16 protein-coding genes are annotated in these 21,077 nt (G+C 60.9%); 6 read left to right on the plus strand and 10 right to left on the minus strand.

Going from position 1 to position 21,077, the window contains the following annotated elements; genetic code table 11:
* Nucleotides 1–75 precede the first annotated feature (75 nt).
* A complete protein-coding gene (locus tag ACFMO7_RS06605) occupies nucleotides 76–1,092 on the plus strand; it encodes a CapA family protein (protein WP_376794725.1) in 1,017 nt (338 codons plus the stop codon).
* Between the two features lie 270 nt (nucleotides 1,093–1,362).
* Nucleotides 1,363–2,037, plus strand: coding sequence for a sugar transferase (locus ACFMO7_RS06610; protein ID WP_376794726.1), 675 nt, complete (start codon nucleotides 1,363–1,365; stop codon nucleotides 2,035–2,037).
* A 718-nt stretch (nucleotides 2,038–2,755) separates the two neighbouring features.
* On the opposite strand, the gene ACFMO7_RS06615 is transcribed toward ACFMO7_RS06610, so the two are convergent.
* From ACFMO7_RS06615 to ACFMO7_RS06640, 6 genes are all read right to left on the minus strand, one after another.
* Entirely contained in the window at nucleotides 2,756–3,988 is a 1,233-nt protein-coding gene (locus ACFMO7_RS06615) for a glycosyltransferase family 4 protein (RefSeq protein ID WP_376794727.1), read from the minus strand.
* 32 nt (nucleotides 3,989–4,020) lie between these two features.
* Nucleotides 4,021–5,277, minus strand: a complete 1,257-nt coding sequence (locus ACFMO7_RS06620; protein WP_376794728.1) for a glycosyltransferase family 2 protein — start codon at nucleotides 5,275–5,277, stop codon at nucleotides 4,021–4,023.
* Nucleotides 5,274–6,887, minus strand: a complete 1,614-nt coding sequence (locus ACFMO7_RS06625) for an O-antigen ligase family protein (protein WP_376794729.1) — start codon at nucleotides 6,885–6,887, stop codon at nucleotides 5,274–5,276. The genes ACFMO7_RS06620 and ACFMO7_RS06625 overlap by 4 nt, the downstream gene beginning before the upstream one ends.
* Before the next feature lie 71 nt (nucleotides 6,888–6,958).
* Nucleotides 6,959–7,090 (minus strand): hypothetical protein, encoded by a 132-nt coding sequence (locus ACFMO7_RS06630; protein ID WP_376794730.1) that lies wholly within the window; start codon nucleotides 7,088–7,090, stop codon nucleotides 6,959–6,961.
* A gap of 36 nt (nucleotides 7,091–7,126) precedes the next feature.
* Nucleotides 7,127–8,047 carry a hypothetical protein gene (locus ACFMO7_RS06635; protein ID WP_376794731.1) on the minus strand — a complete coding sequence of 307 codons (921 nt, stop codon included), beginning with the start codon at nucleotides 8,045–8,047 and terminating at the stop codon, nucleotides 7,127–7,129.
* A 25-nt stretch (nucleotides 8,048–8,072) separates the two neighbouring features.
* Nucleotides 8,073–9,134: a Wzz/FepE/Etk N-terminal domain-containing protein gene (locus ACFMO7_RS06640; protein WP_376794732.1), complete on the minus strand. Its 1,062-nt coding sequence runs from the start codon at nucleotides 9,132–9,134 to the stop codon at nucleotides 8,073–8,075.
* Nucleotides 9,135–9,650: 516 nt separating this feature from the next.
* On the opposite strand from ACFMO7_RS06640, the gene ACFMO7_RS06645 reads away from it, so the two are divergent.
* Nucleotides 9,651–10,208: an acyltransferase gene (locus tag ACFMO7_RS06645; protein ID WP_376794733.1), complete on the plus strand. Its 558-nt coding sequence runs from the start codon at nucleotides 9,651–9,653 to the stop codon at nucleotides 10,206–10,208.
* Nucleotides 10,209–10,322: 114 nt separating this feature from the next.
* Complete coding sequence (locus ACFMO7_RS06650) at nucleotides 10,323–11,168, plus strand: PIG-L deacetylase family protein (RefSeq protein WP_376794734.1); 846 nt, start codon at nucleotides 10,323–10,325, stop codon at nucleotides 11,166–11,168.
* A gap of 116 nt (nucleotides 11,169–11,284) precedes the next feature.
* On the opposite strand, the gene ACFMO7_RS06655 is transcribed toward ACFMO7_RS06650, so the two are convergent.
* The 4 genes from ACFMO7_RS06655 to ACFMO7_RS06670 form a co-directional block, all read right to left on the minus strand.
* Complete coding sequence (locus tag ACFMO7_RS06655) at nucleotides 11,285–12,601, minus strand: chitinase (protein ID WP_376794735.1); 1,317 nt, start codon at nucleotides 12,599–12,601, stop codon at nucleotides 11,285–11,287.
* Between the two features lie 158 nt (nucleotides 12,602–12,759).
* Complete coding sequence (locus ACFMO7_RS06660; protein WP_376794736.1) at nucleotides 12,760–15,030, minus strand: glycosyl hydrolase family 18 protein; 2,271 nt, start codon at nucleotides 15,028–15,030, stop codon at nucleotides 12,760–12,762.
* 500 nt (nucleotides 15,031–15,530) lie between these two features.
* Entirely contained in the window at nucleotides 15,531–16,793 is a 1,263-nt protein-coding gene (locus ACFMO7_RS06665) for an ATP-grasp domain-containing protein (protein ID WP_376794737.1), read from the minus strand.
* A 128-nt stretch (nucleotides 16,794–16,921) separates the two neighbouring features.
* Nucleotides 16,922–18,103 (minus strand): FAD-dependent oxidoreductase, encoded by a 1,182-nt coding sequence (locus ACFMO7_RS06670; protein ID WP_376794738.1) that lies wholly within the window; start codon nucleotides 18,101–18,103, stop codon nucleotides 16,922–16,924.
* A 481-nt stretch (nucleotides 18,104–18,584) separates the two neighbouring features.
* Here ACFMO7_RS06670 and ACFMO7_RS06675 point away from each other — a divergent pair, with 481 nt between their 5' ends.
* Together ACFMO7_RS06675 and ACFMO7_RS06680 are read left to right on the plus strand one after the other, a co-directional pair.
* Nucleotides 18,585–19,838, plus strand: a complete 1,254-nt coding sequence (locus ACFMO7_RS06675) for a glycosyltransferase (RefSeq protein ID WP_376794739.1) — start codon at nucleotides 18,585–18,587, stop codon at nucleotides 19,836–19,838.
* 148 nt (nucleotides 19,839–19,986) lie between these two features.
* On the plus strand, nucleotides 19,987–21,039 hold the full coding sequence (locus tag ACFMO7_RS06680; RefSeq protein ID WP_376794740.1) for a lipid II:glycine glycyltransferase FemX: 1,053 nt from the start codon (nucleotides 19,987–19,989) through the stop codon (nucleotides 21,037–21,039).
* The last annotated feature ends 38 nt before the right edge of the window (nucleotides 21,040–21,077 follow it).

Consider the following 21,077-nt stretch of genomic DNA (forward strand, 5'->3'; position numbering starts at 1 on the left):
CTGGTTCTTTCCTGCTCATCTTGTGCTTGCTATACTGTTCTGTCCCTGGTTGTGCGACCGCAGGAGGAAGATAAGATGGCTCCCTGGGCAGAGGGAACCTCGCGGCTCTTACTCTTGTTCCTCGGCGATGTTATGCTAGGACGCTTCGTGAACCAGGTGCTGCAGCAGACCGAGGCCAGTTATCCCTGGGGCGACATCCTGCCGCTCCTGTTGCAGGCCGATACGCGGATCTGTAACCTTGAGTGTGTTCTCAGCGACGTCGGCACTCCCTGGTCGCTTACCCCAAAGGTCTTTCATTTCCGCTCTGATGCTCGCAACGTGGCCGTTTTACAGGCTGGGCACATCGATGTAGTTTCCCTGGCGAATAACCATACCCTCGACTTTGGCTATGAGGCTCTGCTGCAGATGCTCTCGCTGCTCGAGGGGGCGGGCATTCGCTTCGCGGGCGCAGGGAGCAATCGCGCCGAGACCAGACGACCGGCCCTCTGGGAGGCAGGGGGAAGAAAGCTGGGGCTGCTGGCCCTCACCGATAACGAACCTGCCTGGGAGGCCGGCCCTGAGCGGCCTGGCATCTGGTACATGCCGATGACTGTTGATGATCCGCGCTGCGCGGAGCTGAGGGCGATCCTCAAGTCTGTACGTCCTGTAGTTGATTGGTTGATCGTCTCTCTCCACTGGGGTGGCAACTGGGGCTATACGCCACCGGCACAGCATCGAGCTTTGGCGCACGCTCTCATCGATGCGGGAGCAGATATCATTTATGGCCATTCCCCGCATGTCGTGCGGGGCATTGAAATCTATCGAGGGCGCCCTGTGCTTTACAGCTGTGGAGACCTTATCGACGATTATGCCGTTGATCCTCGCGAGCGTAACGATCTCAGCTTCCTCTTTGGGGTTGAGGTTGTTGGCTCGCGGCTCAGGCGTCTGCTGCTCTATCCGACGGCGATTCGGGCCTTCCAGGCCCGGCGTGCCTCAGCTGCGGAGCAGCGAGCGCTTGTCAGCACAATGCAGCGTCTCTGTGCCGATCTGGGGACGGTAGCCCGCTGGATTGAACAAGAAGGCTATCTGGAGATAGAGATTGCAGCGGCTTGAGGTCGGACGAAGAGGCTGGTCCGGCTCCGCCCAGGCAGTGCGTCTGTCTGACTGCGGGATCTGGCCCGGCTTTGATTGCTCGGCCGGGACGGAACTCGACCATTGTGCACTATCTCAGCCCTGGCTGGGGCCTTCTTTATCCATATCTTTATAAACACCTGCACCCGTTCTCTACCTCAGAGCGCTATCCTCTTAAACAGAACGTGGGCCAGTACATGGCAGTAGCTATACCCACGCTGTTTCTATGCTCTGTGGAGGGAGGATGCTCTAATGGCGGTTCTCTCTGAGCCTCGCCTGGAAATCCCTGTCGACCCCAGCTATCTGCGTCTCAAACGGTTCGTCGATCTCATCGTGACTCTGCTCTTGCTTCCTCTGCTCCTGCTCATAATGGGAGCGATCGCCGTCCTGATCCGTCTCGACTCCCAGGGTCCCGTCTTCTTCCGTCAAAAACGCCTGGGACTGAACGGCAAGGAGTTCACTCTGCTGAAGTTCCGTTCGATGTATGCCGATAGCGACGATCGCCTCCATCGTGAAGCTATCAGGCGATATATGAATGGCGACCGGCTCAGCACGGACCTTCGGACCGACCGCCCCTACAAGTTGACCGACGATCCGCGCATTACGAGGATTGGTCGTCTGCTCCGCCGTACTAGCCTCGACGAGCTGCCCCAGTTTTTTAATGTGCTGCGCGGGGAAATGTCGCTGGTCGGACCCCGTCCTCCCTTGCTCTATGAGGTGGAACAGTACAGCGAGCGCGATTGGCTCCGTCTGGCGGGCAAACCTGGACTGACTGGCTACTGGCAGGTCTATGGACGCAGTAAGGTCGACTTTAAAACGATGGTGGAGATGGATATTGCCTATCTCCAGCGCCAGTCGATCTGGTTTGACCTCAAGCTCATCGCTTTGACTCCCCTGGTGATGCTGAGTGGACGGGGCGGGGCCTGACTGACTGGCTCTGGCTGGCTGTTCTTCTTCCCGCTGATGACTCTCTGTCCCGCTTCTCTCCACTCTTCCCCTCTCGCCTTCCAGGAAGGCAGCGGCCTTCAGCTCCCTGCCTTTCTTCGGCCCAGGATTTCTGGTATTCCTATAGTCATAAACTACCTGACCTCGAGCCTCCGCCTGACTGCCCGTCCCCCCTCCGCCCAACCTGGTCTGTACCTGAGGTCGAACCGTTCGGGAGAGAGCTGAGCCAACGACCCCCAGCCCGGAGCCTGGTCGGCCTGGGCTTGCGGGCGGGTTGACCGCGGCCCACTGGCCCGTACCGCGGGCCAGTCGAGCAGCCCTGGCCGGGTGGACCCGCTCCCACCCGGGCGAGGTGAGGCGAAGCGAAGGCCATACGGCCCGCTGGTCAGTGCTGTTGGCCGCATGGGGAGCGGGATGCCACCAGAGAGACGGCGGTGTCAACCCTACGCGGAGGGAATGCCAGCAGGGAGCCGTCTTCCTCCCCTGACCGAAGCCGGGAGTGGCCGAAGCCGGGAGTCCCCAGCGGCACGTCTTGGTGGGTTGCGCGCCGAGCGCAAAGGAGGGGGAGCAGGCCAACCAAACTAGCCCCATCATGGCTCGCTAGGGCAGTCCATAGCTCAGAGCGGACAGGCCGACTGGCGGGCTTGCTCTCGGCTTCCTCGGCACGGGCGGCCATTCGATGCCAGGTTCAGGGCAGGGGCTATCTGCTGATCTTCTGCGAGACCGCCAGCGACTGCCTGGAGCCATGGCGATCGCAGAGTCGCTCCAGCAGCTCGTTGTAGCGTTCGCTCATCAGCTCCCAGCGGAACGGCTCGAAGTCTCGGGCGGCGTTCTCGACCAGTTGCGCGCGTTTCTCGGGATGGTGATACAGATCGATAAAAGCATCTGCAAAACTGAGAGGATTCTCTGGTTCGCAGAGAATGACCGACTCGGGACGGAACATCGAGCGAATCGCTTTCGTATCTGCGGCGATGATTGGGCGATGGAGCCAGGCAAACTCATAGGCTTTCGTTGGCAGCAGGAGATCCATAAACCCATCACAGCGGTAGGGGATGATGCCAACGTCCCCGTGGGCGACAAAGTGGGCCACCTCCTCGATCGTACAGGTCTCTCTGAACGTTACCCGCTCGCTGATCCCCAGTTCCTCTGCAAGGGAGCGCAGAAAAGGGATCTGCTCCCCTCGTCCCAACAGGTCGAGGCGGAGGCGTGGGGCAGCGGGCAGGGCTAGGGCCAGAGCACGCAGTGCCACATCGAGGCCGTGTCGCTCCGCCATCGTACCGTGATACATCAAGATAAAATCGCCATCCTCCTCAACCGAAGGAACGCGAACGCGCTGGGCGGGCGAGAAATAACGGGGGTCAGGGCTATTCAGAATCACCGACAGCTTGTGGCGGGGAACACCACGTTGAAGCAACAGCTCCTCAAAAGGCCAGCCCACCGTGATCACGTGGTTGGCAAACAGGGTAGATAGGCGCTCCTGCAAAGCGGCCAGCCTCTTGGCCAGGGAGCGCAGGCGCCCCGAGGTTTTAACGGCCATCAGCTCTGGCGAGGCGTCCTGCACCTCTAAAATCACGCGGGCTCCCAAAAGGCGAGGGACCAACGCTGAGAAGACCAAAAAGTCTGGCATGTTATGCACCTGAATCACGTCGTAGCGCTTGCGGAGGTGGAGCCGTGTCACCGTCCAGGCTGCCAACAGGAGAAACCTGAGCCAGCCGACCACGGTTGGCAACAATGGCTGGCCGAACCCACGGTCCAGAGGAACGCGGTAGACCGAGACGCCCTGGCACTCTTCATAGGAAGGTTCGGAGCCATGGCGCAGGCAAATAACATCAACCTCGTGCCCTCTACTGCGAGCGGCCTCAGCCAGACGACGCACCAGAGGGTCGAAGCGGTACCAGTCGTAGCTAATGTGGACGATACGTAGCAGTGGCATTCCCGATACCCCCTTTCAGACCGAGCCACAATTTAAGCGGGTGTGCGATCTGTCCTCTGCCAGTCCCTCTTCCGCCTCTGGCGTTGACGGAGAACAAGATAGACCCAAAGTTTCCAGAGCACGAATGCAGGTGCCACCAGAAAAGCCTTATAGATCCCTTTAGGGGTATCCAGCAGAGCCAGAGGAGAGAGCATATAGATACTCAGTCCCAGCAGCAGCAGCAGAGCCAATGTCAGAGCCGGCGGCCAGAGAAGCACCAGGCTAGCCAGGAGAACCAGCGCGACGCTCGCCAGGAGCACAGACAGCGGAGGCGTCAGCAGCTCTGCCACCGCCTCCAGGCAGCGCCAATCGCCAGCTCGTAGGCCGGCGAGCAGCAAGCGTCCCGCACGTTTCAAAGGAGATGTGCCTGGTTCAGCGGCCTCCCAGCGGAGATCTTGCGAGCGCATCTGAGCGAAACGGACCGGCATCTGCGAGCGGACTACCGCATCAGGGACGTAGCGGACACAGATTCCCTGTTCCACGATCTGCAAATAGTACTCGTAGTCCTCGCCTCGCGAAAAAGCCTGCCAGGGATAGCGCTCCAAGAGAGCGCGAGTCAGGCACATCCCATTGCCGGTCAGGGTCGACGAGGCGCCCAGCCTGGTTCTGCCAAGCGGGCGGACGTGGTTCATCAAAGAGAGGGCCAGCCAACGCAGGGCCGTTCCCGGAGAGGCCGAGGCATTCAGCACTATGTTACAAGCCTGAAGGGCCTGAAAGTGCAGGCCGCGGGCTAGACCCGCCTGGAGGGCCTGCTCCAACGCCGGGAGAAAAGAAGGCTCCACCACCGCATCGGCATCCAAAAACACACAAGCATCATAGCTGATCCCATCCTCGGCCAGCCTTGTCAGCGCCCAATTCAGAGCGTAGCCCTTGCCGCGCCGCTCAGGATCGTGGCGCTCATAGACCACAGCCCAGCCGCTCGAGCGAGCCAAACTTGCCGTAGCATCAGTGCAGTTGTCGGCGATCACATAGACCTGATAGTGGCTGCGCGGGTATCTCTGCCGCTCCAGACTTGCCAGGAGTCTGCCAATCAACAGCTCCTCATTGTGGGCGGGGATGAGCACCACAAAGCGCAGAGGCTCGTCCCTACTGGTGTATTCCGCGAGCGCAACAGCCGTCCGTCGAGACAAGCGCGTGAGCAGAGCCGCCGCTGTCACCACAGTCAAATAGCCGACGGGCAGCGCCAGGACTAGCTCTACCAGCAACAGAGCCCCTGCCAGCCAGGGAAAGGAGAGAGCCGGAGAGATCATAAACTGACCTCGCTCAGGGCTGCCCGTCGCTGTGGCAAAGCCGTGGTAGCGCCTGGAGCGGTCTGTGGCTCGCTGCGGGCTGGCTCCAGAGCCGGCAGGCGCATCAGCAGGCCGGCCAGCAAGCCCAGATAGATCACATTCCTGTAAAAGAAGAGCTGATAATCTGCGTAGGCCACCATAATTTCCATACAAGTGATCGCGATCACATAGACAGCGATCAGGCGCAGGTATGGCTCATGGAGCCGGCGAGCGATCAGGCCGCCGCGCACGATCAGCGATCCCAGCAAAAACCAGAGGGCGACGTAGCCCGCCGGCCCGAGACGCATCCAGATCCAATAGATCGTATTGTGGGGCACATACAGGTAAGGATTCCCGCCGAAGTCGGGATCATCGCTAGCCAGGACTGGCAGCGGCTCCGGCTGCAGAAACTGCTTTCCAAATCCCATACCCAGCAGCGGATTCTGCTGCACCGTATACTTCAGATCGTAGTTTTCGGCATTGCGGTAAGCGTTAGAGGCCTGATCGCGCGCATCGGAGGCCGAGGGATCGATGACCGAGACAATAGCGCGAGCAGGCTCCGCCAGGCTCCCCGTAGCATGAGCGAAGGCGAGGACATAACCGACGCCCAGGAGAGCACAGACTGCCAGTCCCGCCAGCAGAGGCCTGCGCAACTGAGGCTTAAGATAGAAAACGAAAGCCCAGGCCACAGCCAGGCCCACGATCAAAGCGATATAATCTGCCCGCCGCTTATTGGCAATAAGAGCGATCAGCACCACGGGCAGCACGGCCAAAGCTGCATACAACTGGGGACGGTAGCGGTAGAGCAGGCAAAACAGCACAATTATCAGGATGATCGACACGAAGAAAAAGGATTCCTCGTGCGACATAATCTCGTTCTGGTTAGTCAGATCGCCATGCAGGACGAAGAAGTAGATATAGCATCCCTGGAGGCCCTTGAAAGCGGCCCCGAAGATGGCGAACCAGAAGAAGAGGCGTATGTGACGTAGCTGCGAGATCAGGTTGTAAGCCAGCAAGTAGGAGAGGAAGAGATACCACAGCGGCCGCACTTCCAGGACAGTGATCTTGAGATCGCCCCCGGTTGCCAGGCCATGAACAACGCCGATCGCCACACACAGCAAAAAAGCCAGGAAGGGCCAGAGCAGAGGGCCGCCCTCCAGAGCCGGGCGACGTTTCGCCAGGCGGTGGCAAATCCCCATAAAGAGCGTAAACAGCATCAAAAAACCGATCGGGCGCTCGATCATGCCAGCCATATTGGCGGGCCAGTAGAAGATATTCAGCTGATCGGTGCCGATATGGAACTGCAGGGGATTCTGCTCAATGAGCAGAACGCAGGCCAGGCAGAGAAAGAGGCCGCTGACGGGCCAGCGCATGATCATCAAGCCGGCGACCAGGGCGGCCAGCAAAGCAACGACGATACTGAAGCCGAGGGAGGCACCGGCCAGCATCAGCAGCGGAAGGATCGTCAAACCCAGCATCAGGGCGACCCAGAAAGGAAGGATGCTCCTCCCTTGGGACTGAGCCGCCGGATCGGGCGGGTAAGGGTTATAGAGCAGTCTCGACCGTGGCGGTGACTCTGGTAAAGAAGGCATAAGCTTTCACTATCTCTTGGCGCTGCAAAGAAAACAACAAAGCCACAGATACTGCATCCGGCAGCCAGCGATCAGAAGAAGGTGCTATAGGCGACCAGCAGAGCGATGACCAGCAGCATCAGCAGTCGCGTCGTCGCGTTATACCTTCTGACAAAAAGGCTCAGCGCCAGGAAAAAGCCGAGCAAGATCACAATGGTCTTCATCGGACGGTCAGCCCCTTCCTCGTGACGGGAGATCGCTCACAACAACTGGCGTATCCAGCGCGGAATATGGCTTTCGATCTGGTTCAGCATGATGCCCTGGACAGGAAGGTCCCTCAACTGAGCACAGGCCTCGCTAACCATCGTCTCGGGAGTCACGCCAGCGTGGACCACCAGGATCAGCGCATCGGCCAGACTGGCTGCCAGGGCGCCGTAGCCCGCGGTCACCAGAGGTGGCAGATCGATAATAACAAGCTCCTGAGGAGTAAAAAGGCGGGAGAGAAGTTGACGCTCAGAGAGCTGATGGACCAGCTTCATAGCCTGGTCTGCACCTTCGCCGGCGGGGATCACCGTCAGCTCGGGGGACACGCGATAGCGAATCTCCTCTTCGGAGCACTCGCCGCGTAGCCACTCGGCCAGGCCCCGTCGCTGTGGCAGACCGAAAAGCTCCTTCAGGCGGGGGCGCTCCCAGGTGCATTCCAGCAGCGTCACGGGCCGGCTGCTATCCTGAGCCAGGACACCGGCCGTTGTCAGGGCCAGCAGCGTCTTGCCCTCGCCGGAGATCGCGCTTGTGAAGCCGAGGCTACGGATAGTCGAGCGCTCGCGGAAGAAAGTAGCGGCGCACAACTGGCGGCAACGCTCGCGCACGGCCTGGGCATTGAGCAACTCGCGTCTCTTCCGATCTTTCGGGGAAGCGTTCCTCTCTTGCGGCTGCGCCCTTCTGCTGGGGAGAGGTGTCTCCGGCACCTGCACCGTAGCGAGCGCCTCGACCTCTCGCCTGTTGCCGGTTGGAGAAAGCTCCTGCTGGTCCGGGGTCTGCTCTTCCACCCTTGTTGAAGGCACCAGGGCGGCGGCCGACGGCGAGCGGAGAGCTGGGAGCTTCACCGTATCGTTTTCAGGATCGTGTGGGCTATGTGGGCTAGCGCTCTGCCTCTTAGTGGGCCGATCATGTTCTGCCATAAACACCAACCTTCCTCTCGGCTAGCTAGCTAGTAGGAACGCCGTCCCTGCTGGGCAGCAACTCGTCCGAAGCGCTTGAAGGGAGCAAAGCAGCGACGCTCTCTCGTCCCAGGCGTGGGAGCTGGGCCAGGACCGGAAGCGTCGTAATTTTCTCCAGATCGGCGGGGGTATAGACCGCGCGATTGCGGCGAACCTGGATGATTACCAGAGCTGAGCAGCTTGCGATGGCCGCCGCCAGGCCGATGGCGCCGCCGATCAAGAGTGACTTTATGCGCGAGACCGGCTGCGTGCCCACGGGTGGGGGATCGATGACCTTGAAAAGGCTGTTGGTGCCCGTCCCCTGAGAGCTGATTTCCTGAGTCAAGCTGGCGATCAGCGATTGCAGGTTGTCCACAGTTGCCTGGGCCTGCTTCGTTTGGCTATGGAGCAGGCCATAGGCCGGATCCAGGGTAGCGGCGTAATCGGGTCCCGAGGTCAGCACCTGATGGGCCAGATCGGGATGAGTGGTCAGATAGCGCGCCTCGGCGGCGGCGGCGGTAGCGGCGTCTTGCCGGGCCTTTACCAACTGGCCCTGATAGCTTTGGAGCAGGTACTGCGCCTCCGCGATACTGAACTGCTGGCTCTGCTGGCTGTAGTTCTCGATAACCGACTCGACCACCTGTTGAGCGATTTGCTCGCTGTGATTCTCGTAGGTAATCGTAAACAGATTATAGCCTACTGCGCGCACGAGTACGTGCTTGGAGATCTCGTTAAAGAGAGCATCGTTGCGCAGAAGAGGGTCGGAGCGCGTGCGGTCATCCAGCGTCGTGGCGAGCTGGGTTTGAGAAGCCACCTTGAGAGCGAAAGTGCGACTTTGCAGCAGCTCGCTTAAGGCGGTGGCCTGGGTTTCCGCCGGGGTAGCCTGAAGATTGGTCTCTGGTCCGGTAGCTCCGATGACCTCATAGCGTCGCAAAGCCCAGAGCGAGGCCGTCGTTTCGTACGACTGAGGGAGCACAAAGACGACCGCGATTGCCAGCGCTGGAAAGATCACGAGCAGCAGAATGAGCTGCAGGGGTCGGCGGAAGATAGCTTCAAGTACACGCCCCACAAGAACTGACCTCCTTCGCTTTGCGTAGCATCGGATAACCTCTCGTTTTTTCTGCTGGTGTCAGGTCTGCTACAAGGGTACTACTGGCTCGATGGTAAAGTGGTGTTCATAGATGTGAAGATGTCGTTTCTACGAGCGGGGAGGTGTGTACATCGCGCTACCGGAGGGCCAGGCCCGCTCTTGTAAGCTGCCGGGCACATTTCATCTACCCTCCTGTGAGAAAACGACTCGTTCTTTACCATCTTCGCAATCCTGTCACTACGAAGGCGTGCTATAACCCGAATAGACCTGGGGCAAATTGATCGGAGGAAGACATCGCGTACGGCCTGCGCTGCTCGATGCCAGGGAGATAGCCTTACGCTGGCTTGGCGGACGGCCTCTCTCGCCTTTGGGGCAGAGGGTGGTTCGTGGAGGAACGGCGGGCGGTCTGCGTTGCGTCTAAAGAGCCTGGTCATCCACTCTCGGGCTGGAGACCGTTGACCTTCCCTATCTTGCCGCGCTGCCGGAGGTGCTGCCATGAGAAATGTCATCCGCGAGTTCATCAAATATATCACCAATCAATTTATTAACTATATTCCTTTTTATGCATTGCGCTACGCCTGGTATCGGGCTGTTCTGGGTTGGGAGATTGGTCCCCAGGTAACGATCCTCTCGGGCGTGCGCATCCAGATGGCGGGTTTACGTGGTCAGGGGCGGCGCGTGGTCATTGGCAAAGGCTCTGTTATTAACTATGGCTGTCTGCTCTATGTAACGGGAGGCCTGCTGATCGGAGAGAATGTTAGCCTCTCGCCAGGGGTTTGGCTGATCACTGGTTCGCATGATATCAATGATCCGGAGCACAAAGATATCTATAAGCCGATTGTGATTGGAAACTACGCTTTCCTGGGGGCGCGAGCCACGGTGCTTGCGGGGGTGACCATCGGTGAGGGGGCAGTGGTCATGGCGGGAGCGGTCGTCACCCGCGATGTTCCTCCCTATACAATCGTGGGGGGTGTTCCCGCGCGTGTCGTGGGAGAGCGCCAACTGCGCAATCCCTCCTATTCCCTGGCCCATTTCCATCCTCTCTTCGGCTAGCGCCCTGTCAAGCCGGCCCGGCGGCGAAAACTCGGAATGGCGTAGGGCATGCTCCGCCTTGTGACGCCAGCCGACTCAAGAGCTGCTCGCTTGCAAGCTGAAAGGAGTTTAGCGTTGCTTGTCTCTGCTACAGACGCCGTTGGTCCAGAATATCAACACATCTACCTTTCGCCACACTTCGATGACGTTGTCTATTCGTGTGGTGGAACGATTGCCCTCCAGGCTCTTCAGAGGGAACGCTCGCTTGTCGTCACGGTCTTCGCCGGCCTCCCCGGGCCCGATTTAAAGCTAAGCTCCTTTGCCAGACGCATCCAGCGCACGATGAGCAGTAGTCGAGAGGCCTTCAGTCTGGTCGAGCTGCGCCGGCAGGAGGATCAGCAAGCCTGCTCCTCGCTGCAGGCCGACTGTCTCTGGCTGGATTATCTCGACGCCATCTATCGCGGCTCGCCGGCTCTCTATCGCTGGAAGCGGGCGATCGGGGGGCGCGTGCGCCAGGTCGATGCCTGGATCGTGGAGGATTTACTCCGGCTCTGCCTGGCCCTCCATCGGCGTCTCCCGTCGCTCCACTGGTATGCCCCCCTGGGTATTGGAGGCCATGTCGACCACCGTGTGGTTGCTGCCGCGGCTTTCCGGCTGCTGGTTTATGGAGCTAACGTGGCTTTCTATGAGGATTTCCCCTATGTCCTGCGTCCCTCTGCATTGCGAAAGCGCCTTCAGGAGCTGGGAGTCACGATGCAGCCTCAACTGGTGGAGATCTCCGACACGCTGACCCTGCGTCAGCAAGCTGCTGGTCTCTATGCGTCGCAGGTGCGTATCAACTTTGGCAGCCCGGCGGCGCTCTACCAGAGCATCGAGGGTTACAGCAGCCAGATCAGTCCAAAGCGAGGGGCCCATATGGAACGTTTCTGGCGCGTGGCCCTGCAGACCGCTGACTGTCGGCCGCCTTGCTTGCCAGACTGACCGGCCAGGGACTGGCGGAAGGGAAGGCACTTCCGCCAGTCCGTTGTCAAGGAGGAGGGGATAAGTCTGAGACGTGCCCTCCTGGTTAGGGAGGTGCCGCGCGATCGAAAGGATTCCTAGCAGCGGCCTAGCTGAACCCAGACGCCGGCTGGACCGCCGGGCACGTCGTTGTAGGTCCACCATTTTGCCTGCCAGAGGTAACCGTTGTAGGTGACTTTGCTGCCCCCAGTATAGGCCGTGGTGGGACTCCAGGGAGCAATACCTGCGCAGCTCCCGCCGCTCGATGGAGTGGGCGTCGGTGTCGGTGTACGTGTCGGTGTCGGTGTGGCGGGCGTAGCGCTGGACGTGGGGGTGGAAGGCGGTGCCGCAGTTGGAGTCGCTGCGCTCGTCTGAGCGAACTGGGTGACAATGCGGGTGAAGTCCCAGTCGTTCTGGGGCACGCTGCTGCAGGTAGCCGAAAGATTTCCGTTGTTGTCTGGCGGCGTGCACTGACGGTCGCGGTTCACCGACCAGAAGGTAAAGCGCGCCAGGTGGTTGCTTTGAACAAAGCTGAGCACCGTCTGGAAATCCGACTGGTAGAAGTATTCACCGCTGTCCGTGCGTCCGTTCATCGAAGAGATCCCCTCGTGGGCGTAAGCCGTTGCGCTATCCCAGCCGAAGGTGTTCATCAGGATAGTGTGGAAGCTCTGCAGGGCGCTGATCTGGCTGCTAGCGCCGCTGAAGCCTCCGTCGAAGGGCATGATAGAGTAGCTGCTCGGAGTGTAGCCGAGGCTGCGGGCCGTATTGAGCAACTGCTGCCCAAAGTAGCCGGTGCCCGCCGTGGTTCCGGGGAGCGTGATCGTGATCATCAGGCCGGGATTGTTGGCCTGGAGAATCTGAGCAGCCCCCAGCTCGTTGTTAATAGCGCCAGCGTTCTCGTACTCTGGCTCCTCCAGATCGAGATCGATAGCGCGCAAGCCGTACTTGTTGATAACGGCCTGCTCAGCAGCAGCCGTGGCCTGAGGGGTACCGCAGACCTGCCCCAGCTTGGTCCCGTTGTAACCTCCAAAGGAGACGACCACGTCGCCGCCCGCTGAGCGGATGGCGTTGATTATGGGACCGACCTGCGTATCGGCAGAAACATCGATGAGGCCGCTATCGGCCTCCCAGGCTGGAGTGCAGCCGTTGTCGGCCACAATGAAAGCCAGGGTAAAAACGCGTGCCCCGCTAGCGCTCATGACGGTCGTAAGGGGGGGAGGATTATTGGCCAGGGGCATGACATAAGGGGCCGCGTTGTACCAGGCTGGTCCCAGCGAGGCGGCAGCCTGGGCCGGCTGCTGCTGCTGGAGACTCAAGACCGCTGCCGTCAGACCAGCAACCAGCAGAGCAGCGCAAGCCGTCAGCAGAGCGAAGAGAGTCAGCGGCCTGCTTCTGCGGAAAGCATCCGTAGGCATCGTATCCTAGCTCCTTTGCTATTCGGTTGGTGATAGAGAGGCTACTGAGATGAGACCAGGAAACTCGGGAGAAGGAGAGCAAGCGCCTCACTCAGGCTGGCAGACGCTCGAACTGGGGCGCCTGCTCTCTTCTCTCAACCGCTGTCTTGCCCCGGAAGCTATTGGAGCGAGACGTCGTCTACGTAGACGTTCCCCTGCAGATACCAGCCGTGCACATAGATGGTCACGCTGGTTGTCGAGGAGCTGGTTGTGAAGGAAACCGAAAGCAGTGTATAGCTACTGCTGCTGGTCCAGTTGCTTGGTCCTCCATTAATGCCCAGGTAGGCGTAGGGACCGTTCACGTAGGCCCTCAGCGTATAGGTGTGGTTGGGCTGGACACTGATCGTCTGTGTGCACTGACCTGTCGTAGAGCTGGTAGGAGTCAGCTGCAGTGCGTAGGAGCCGCTATGAACGGGCGAAGAGACGACCTTATCGCCGGCATCGCAGGTCCACGGAGCCAGAGAGCCACTCTCGAAGCCCGGATTGGCGACCAGGTTGCCACCGGAGGGGGGAGACGTTGGCGTCGGACTAGGAGTTGGCGTCGCCGTCGGCACAGAGGTGGGGGTTGGTGTAGGCGTGGGCGTGCTGGTCGGCGTCGCTGTCGCTGTTGCCGTGGGCGTTGGTGTGGGGGTAGGAGTCGGCGTTGGGCCAGGATTGGGAGAACCGCCCAGGCCACTGACAATGGCGTTCAGCAGCGTATCGGCTGCGTCCTCGTCTTCCAGAGAGAACATCATGGCCCCGGCCAGACCTTTGTTCTTGATATAGGTCGTTTTTGCGGTGATCGACTGCGGAGTGTCGCCGGTGTAGAAATTAGTGCCGTCGTAGATCCAGGATGCCTGCGTGGTGGGATCGAAGAAGTTGACATTGGCGTTGTTGGTTAAACCGGCGGCGGCCAGCTCCTTGTAGTAGGCGACGCCGGGGGTCTGGCTGTAAGAGAAAGAGGGCGAAGGACCGGTAGCGGACTGGTAGAGACCATGCGTATTGCCAGCAGGCACCCCGGTCCAGCCGCGGTAATAGAAGGGGAAACCCATGACCAGCTTACTGGCGGGGAAGCCGCCTGGAATGCTATAGGCCGAGAGTCCGCTTGTCCAGGCTTGAATGGACGTATCGATATTATACTTGGCCTGACCGGGCGGTATAGGAGCCGAAGGATCCTGAGGGGAGCCATAGAGGGGGTCCTGGAAGTTGGTTGGGCCGCTGCTCTCCCAGGCACCATGCATATCGTAGGTCATCACATCGGCATAATCCAGATAGTTGCCGATCTGATCGGTCTGGATCTGCATGATCTTGTCCTGTCCTGAGGGAACAGCCGCCGTCAGAGTGAAATGCTTGCCGATGCTGGCTCCATAGGCATCAAGCTCGCTGCGGAACTCCTGGAGCAAGAGCGTGAAATTGGCTTTATCCTGGGGACCGTAGTGGTTGCCGACATGGCCGAGAACGCCTGGATACTCCCAGTCAATGTCGAAGCCATCGAAGATGCCCGCTGCGGAGGCCGGCCCACCCGAGGGATCTCCGCCGATGCCGGTGGGCAAGTTGCCTTTGAGGAACATGTTGATACAGGAGCTGACGAATTTCTGGCGCGAAGAGGCGGTGGCCGCCACGTCCGAGAAGTACTTGGAGTAGGTCCAGCCTCCGATAGAGAGCAGAATCTTCAGGTTGGGATATTTGACCTTCAGCTCGCGGAGCTGATTGAAATTGCCCTTAATCGGCTGACTGTAGGAGTCCGAGCTGCCATCGACCGAGTTGGCGCTGCTATAGCTTTTCTGATAGTCTGCAAAAGCATCGCCCGCCCCGTCGCCGGCGTTGGGGTTGTTCTCGTTGCTGGAGTCAGCGGCCTTGATCGCCTCGAAGCAGGTCAGATTCGTTGGATCGATGTTTTCGAAGGCATAGATAATCATGGTCAGGCGCGAGGCAGCTCCCGACGTATCGACGGTTGAGGGGTAGTAAGCGTTGCCGTAGATACTCCACTGGTCGAAGTAGGCGATTTTCTGGTAGGTGGGAGCGCTGGCGGCCTGAGTAGAAACGGTAATTGGGCTACTGGGTGCCGAAGTGTTGCCATCCTTGTCGTAAGCCTGGACGGTGAACGTATAGCTCGTCGAGGGGAGGAGCGAGCTAATAGTGACCGCCGTACCCATCGAGGTGGCAACGATGTTGCTGCCGTTATAGACGTAGTAGGCCGGCACATCGCCGGTGCCGGAGTTATCCGTCGAGGGGGACCAGGCCAGGGTGATCGCTTGGGGACCAGTGGCCACTACGTGAACGTTGGTCGGGGTGGTGATCACCGTGGCGCCACGCACCTGGAGAGGGTGGGAGTAGAGCAGAGCGGCCAGGCCCGAGCAGAGTAGAGCCACCGCTATTCCAAGCTGGAAGAGTCTTTCCTTTCGTCTCATAGTCTCTCCTTGCTAACACTCCTTGCTAGCAGTTTCGGCTGAAGAACCCTGGCAAAGGCGCGCGGCAGCCGACCTACCGCGCGCTGAGCGTCGAACGGACTGACCTGGCTGGATGGCAGACAGGTGGGCTGCTTGCGTGCAGACAAGCGCTCCGGTCCCGCTGCCCCTCTCTCCTCCTTTCTTCTCTTCTCAAGTTCCGCTGATCAGGCTCCGGCCTGCTCGCCGCCCACCAATGGCCCGGAGATAGTCGTCGCAGTGCATAGGCTCTCTCGTCGCGCCCCAGACCCCTGCTGGGTCGCTTCCTCCCATCTATGGGGCGTTCGCTTCAGTTGTAGGCGGCAAAACAAGACCTCCGCCCGCCTCGAGGAGTTCCCGGCTGGCCCCGCTTGCCGGCTGATCTCCTCTTCTCCTATCCAGTGTATGCCATCATGGTGTATATGTCAAGATGTATATACCAGATGGGTGGTGGTAGGAGGAAAGAAGGGGATGAGGTGGGCTGGCTAGCGAGCTGGTGCTGGTGGTGCTGTCCTCTCGGGAGGCGGGGATGAGGAAGGGGTAGGATGGGAAGGCTGGAGGTGGCTGGCGCGCAGCAAGGCCACGAGCAGATCGCCGAGGGTGGGCAGGGGATCGGTCAGTGAAAAGACGGAGAAGGTTGTCGGGCCGAGCAGGGAGCGGAGGTAAGCGAGGGGAGTGGTAAGGCCGGCCCTGATCTCCTGGAGGCCGGCGGGCAGGTCGGTCAGGAGGCGCAGCCAGCGGACGCCGTAGCGAATGGCGGCGGGTGGCTCGTTGGCCAGGCCGAGAGCCTGGCGATATTGCAGGTAGGGCAGATCCAGGCCGCAGGCTATGCAGAGCGAGTGCCAGCCCCAGGGGCGCAGGTTGATATCGAGCAGCTTATACTGACCATCGCGTGGATCGAGCTTAAACTCGACCTCGGCCATGCCGCTGACGCCCATGAAGTTGAGCAATTTCTCTGCCAGCGGGTAGAGGGCGGGAAGTTCGACGGCCTCCACGAAGCTCGAGCCGAGGCCATAGTCGATCGGATACTGGCGGCGGCGGCGGGCGGTCAAGGCGAAGAGCAGCCGGCCATTCTGGCAGAGGGCGCCCAGCGAGTACTGGAGCTGGCCCCCGCCGGGGATAAGCTCCTGAAGCAAGATCTCATCGGCCTCCAGGACTGTGCGCGCCTGGCGATAGGCCCCAAGCAGCTCGGCGTAGCTGTGGGCCTCCAGGGCCTTCAGACGCAGCGTATACTGAAGGCGAACCGAGATTGCCGGTTTCACGATTACGGGGAATTGCAGGTCAAGGGCCGCCAGGTCCGACTCGGTGGCTGGATACCAGGTCCGCGGACTCGGGATAGCCAGCTCCTGGGCCATGCGGTAGGTCAGGCGTTTATCGAGGGCCCAGCGGGCTACCTCCCAGGGCGGCGTTGTAAGTTGGTAGAGGCGAGCCAGCTCCCCATAGTGGCGGCTGATCAGCTCCACGGCCTCATCCTGCATCGGAAACAGGACGGCGCCTTGCAGCCCGCTGGTGGGGGCTGTGGAGAGCAAGAACGTGAGCAGTGCCTCATCCCCGAGGGAGGCGGGCCAGCGGATGCGCCGGCGCGTATAGCGCGAGAACCAGGCTGAGCGCGGCACGGCGTCGAGCACCGTACACGCGACGCGCCGGCGGCCCAGGCTACGCACGACCCCCAGGGCCTTGAAATCGCTCCCCAAGATGAGGGCGGGGGGGAGCTGCTGATCTCTCCCCTCGGCGTCTCTACCAGACATTGCAACCCCTTACCTGTATGCCTGTACCTGATATATATACCCGCCTCTGCCGACCGACCGACTGACCTGACCCAGGCCGACCAGGAGCGGGGCGACGGCTTCGCCTGAGCGGCGGCAGGGAGCCGGACCTAGGCGCTATAAACAGGGTGGCGGTCGCGCTGAGCGCAGCGCAGGATCTGGCGGGCTGGGATCTTGGCCCCAGCCACAAAGCGGCAGATTGGGCCAAAGCTGTGGTTAGCCAGAGCGCCAGCGAAGTGGAGGCGCGGCACCGATGACTCGAACCACTCATTGAGCACCGGATAGCCATCGCGGGCCAGGATCTGGGCGCGTAGCGCCTCGTCGAGGAAAGCCAGCTTATGGATATCGGGGCGATAGCCAGTTCCCAGGAACAGGTGGTCGACCAGGCGCGTACTTCCATCGCTCAGCGTCAGCTCCAGCCGCTCGCCGCGGGGAACGGCCTTAACCACCTCTGCCGTGTCCGTGATACGGACATGTCCCTCTACACGTGGACGCAGCCATTCCGCCCCGGCAGGCCGGACCGCGCGGCGATCGAGGGCGTAGCGCGTCTTCTCCGGGAAGAGGCGGAAAAGCAACGGAGAGGCGACCAGCCAGTTGAGACCTGGCGGTCCGACGTCGCTGGGAGGATAAAAGATGCGACGGGCCGGGCCGGTGCGATGGTAGAGGGTGCGATTGATCCAGATTACCGGGCCGCGCGCGATCAACTCCACATGGGCGCCGGCCTCGTGGAGTAGGGCGGAGGACTCCAGGGCGCTCTGGCCGCGTCCAACCACAACCACCTCGCGGCCCGCGAAGCCAGCGAAATCGCGATGAGCCTGCGTATGGGTAGCCAGCTCGGGAGGCAGGTGACGGGCGAACTCGGGGACATAAGAGAACGGAGCGATCCCGCTGGCAACCACCACGCGCCGCGCCTTAAGGGATCGGCCATCTGCCAGCTCAATCACAAACACCTCGCCGTCGCGGGCCAGCCTGCTGATATAGGTCGGGTCCACATTGGGGACAGCCTGGCGCTGGAACCAGCAGCAGTAGTCCAGGAAGAGCCTGATCGGCAGTGGCTCCTGGCGTGGTCTGCCAGTAGCAGCGCAATAACGGTCCAGACTATAGCGGCCATCCGGGTCAAAGAGCGTCGAGGCGCTCCAGACTGACTTCAGGTGAAAGCCGCTCGGCATCTGCTGCCAAAACTCCATGGTGCGGCCAAAGACCAGAACGGGCTGCGAGCGCCCTAGCAGGTAAGCGCCAATGGACAGCCCGTATGGTCCGGCGCCAATGACAACTGTGGTGTCGTTGCTCACGCAAGCACCCTCCCTCTCTTGCGGCTGATTGCAGCAGGTTCCCCTGGCTGGAGGCATTGAGGCGGCCTGCTAGCAATAGCTGTCTTACTGTCTTTGACAGCATACCGTTCCTGTGTTAGGAAGCGATGTTCCTTGCGGTGAAGAAGATGTCGTGATGGCCAGCGGGGACATGCGAATTGGTAGCGATGGCGGAGAAGCCCGCTTGATTGCGAATATGCACTTTCTTGGCCCTTCAGGAACACATTCTTGACCGCCAGGTCAACCAGTCCGCGATCAGCGAGCGCTATGCTTACTCTCTGAGCAGGTCCCCTGGCTGATCGTCAACAGCTCTGAAGAGACTGTGGAAGGCTCTCATGGGGCGAGTCTGGAGAGCAGGCGCCCGGCGGCTGTGGCGGGTGCAACGACGGTCGCCCTGGTCCAGGGAAGCCAGTGTTCCTGCCCGTAGCGCATCCTGCCAGCGCCAAGCGAGAGGAGTATCTTGATGAAGCTATTGGCGGTGGTTCCTTATCTGCCAGCGCCGACCTGGGGGGGTGGAGCGCGTAGCTTCTATGTTTTGAAGGCTCTGGCGACCAGATATCGTGTTTCGCTTATCGCGCTGAGCCGTGGGGGAGAGTCGCGGATCAGCGAGGACTGCCAGCCATTGCTGCAGCGCCTGCAGTCCGTCGAACTGGTCCCATATCCGGCCTCACGCTGGCGACGCTGGCGGCAGGCAGTCAATATCGTGCGAGGGGAATCCAGTGCTATCGCCGACCGCTGTCCGCCGGCTCTGCAGGTCGCCCTTGATCAGGCTCTGACCGCCGATAGCTACCAGGCGGTCTACGTCGATGGGGCCCTCACCGCCGCGGGGCTACGTCTGCCCGCTTCTCTGCCTCTCCTCATCTTGCAGCACAACCTTGAGTACGAGTTACTTTATCGCACCTATTGCACTGAAAAAGGCTGGTTGCGCAGATGGTATAACGGGCGCGAGTATCGTCTGGTCAAACCGCGCGAGCTGGCCTGCTGTCAACGGGCAGCCGCTGTCTTTGTAACGAGCGAGCGCGAGCGTCAGCTCTTGAAGGACATCCTTCCGCAGGCCTGCGTCGGGGTAGTTCCCAATGGGGTAGACCCCTCGTTCTTCGCGCCTGCTGCGGAGGAGACAAGCCTGGAAAGTGAGCGCGAGGCACGGCTGCGGGTCGTCTTCACTGGCTCGCTGGACTACTACCCCAACGAGCAGGCAGTCCTCTATTTTGCTCACCAGTGCTGGCCTCTCATCCGCGGGCAGCTACCTGCCGCTGAGTGGTGGATTGTGGGGCGCAATCCGCCCTGGTCGGTGCGCCGGCTGGCCAGGCTGCCAGGCGTGACGGTCACCGGGACAGTCCCCGATGTGCGTCCCTATCTGGCGAGCGCCAGCGTCGTTGTGGTCCCGCTGCGCATTGGCAGCGGAACGCGCCTCAAAATCTTGGAAGCGCTGGCCATGAAGAAAGCGGTGGTCTCGACAACCTTAGGGGCCGAAGGCCTGGCCGTCACCTCTGGTCGCCATCTACTGCTTGCCGACGCGCCCGCTGACTTTGCCGGAGCCGTGATTGCCCTCTTGAGGGATGCCGACCGGCGGCAGGCCCTTGGCGAGGCCGGCAGACGGCTGGTGGAGCAAGAATATTCCTGGGAGCGCTGTGAGGAGCGCCTGGAGGATCTCCTCGCGGCGCAGGAGTTCCTCGGCGGAACATCGCTTTTTCGCAGCTCGTCTCTCTGGGGGTAGGGCGGGCGTGGGCCGGCCCTGGCCTGACGTGCTCGCTGGTGGTGGTGGCCGGTGACCAGCAAGCCGAGGCCAGGCAGGCGGTAAGAGGCGCCCTGCTGCGGATGCAGCATCGGTGCCGGGGAGCAGGTGGACCAGGCTAGGAGCACGTATGATGACACAGGCAACGCTCTCTCTTTCGCAGCGATGGTCTCCGGCGCTGGCGCAGGAAGCCCGAGAGACCTTCTATCTCTTGCCTGAATGGCTGGAGTTGGTCAGCCGGCTCTACGGGTACAAGTTGTTGCCGCTCGGCCTGCGTGATGAAGCTGGACAGCTCTGTGGCTTTCTGCCCCTCTGTCTCGTAGAGAATTGGCCCGGGAGTCGACGCCTGGTGGCTTTCCCTTTTTCGGATTACTGTCCTCTGTTGGCCGACAGCCCCGAGCGCGCTCAGGTTCTGCTTAACCAGGCCCTGGCGCTGGCTGTGGAGTACAAAGCGAGCTGTCTGGAGCTGCGCGCTGGTCCCTGCGAGCTGCTGGAATCAAAGGGCAGCTTTGTGGTCAGCAACCTCTATGTACGTTGGCTGCTGCCCCTGGCAGAGGATGCTCAGACAGCATGGTCGCGGCTGCGCAAGCCGGTCCAGCGTCAGGTACGCAAAGCCTCGCAGTCGGGGGTCCAGGTACGCCTGGCTGAGCGTCGCGAGGACATGCTGAGCTATTATCAGCTGCACCTGCGAACGCGTACCAAGAAGCACGGCCTGCCCGCGCAGCCACGGCGCTTCTTCCTGGAATTATGGGAGACCTTTGCGCCCAGTGGGCGGCTGCGGCTCTGGCTGGCGGAGTACGAGGGGAAGCCGATTGCGGGCATGATCTTCCTGGCAGCGGGCAGTACCTTGCGCTACGCCTATGGGGCTTCGCATGAGCGCTATCTGCAACTGGCGCCCAATAACTTACTGATGTGGCAGGCCATCGAAGATGCCTGTGGCCATGGTTTCCGCCTGCTCGATCTCGGGCGCACGGCCTGTGCGAATCAGGGCCTGATGGAATTTAAGCGTCGCTGGGGAGCTGAGAAGGTGCCCTTGCCCTATTATTACTATCCGCAGCAGGCTGGCCCTGTCAGTACTTCCGAAGAGAGCCGCCTCTATCGTCTGCTGACGGCTTGTTGGCGTCGGCTCCCTCTCTCGGTAAGTGGTCCTCTGGGCGGGCTGCTTTATCGCTACCTGGGCTGAACGGGCGAAAAGGGGAGGATCGCCGGCCTTGATAGCGT

The sequence above is a fragment of the Thermogemmatispora sp. genome (genome assembly GCF_042408735.1).
In the GTDB taxonomy this organism is placed as follows: domain Bacteria; phylum Chloroflexota; class Ktedonobacteria; order Ktedonobacterales; family Ktedonobacteraceae; genus Thermogemmatispora.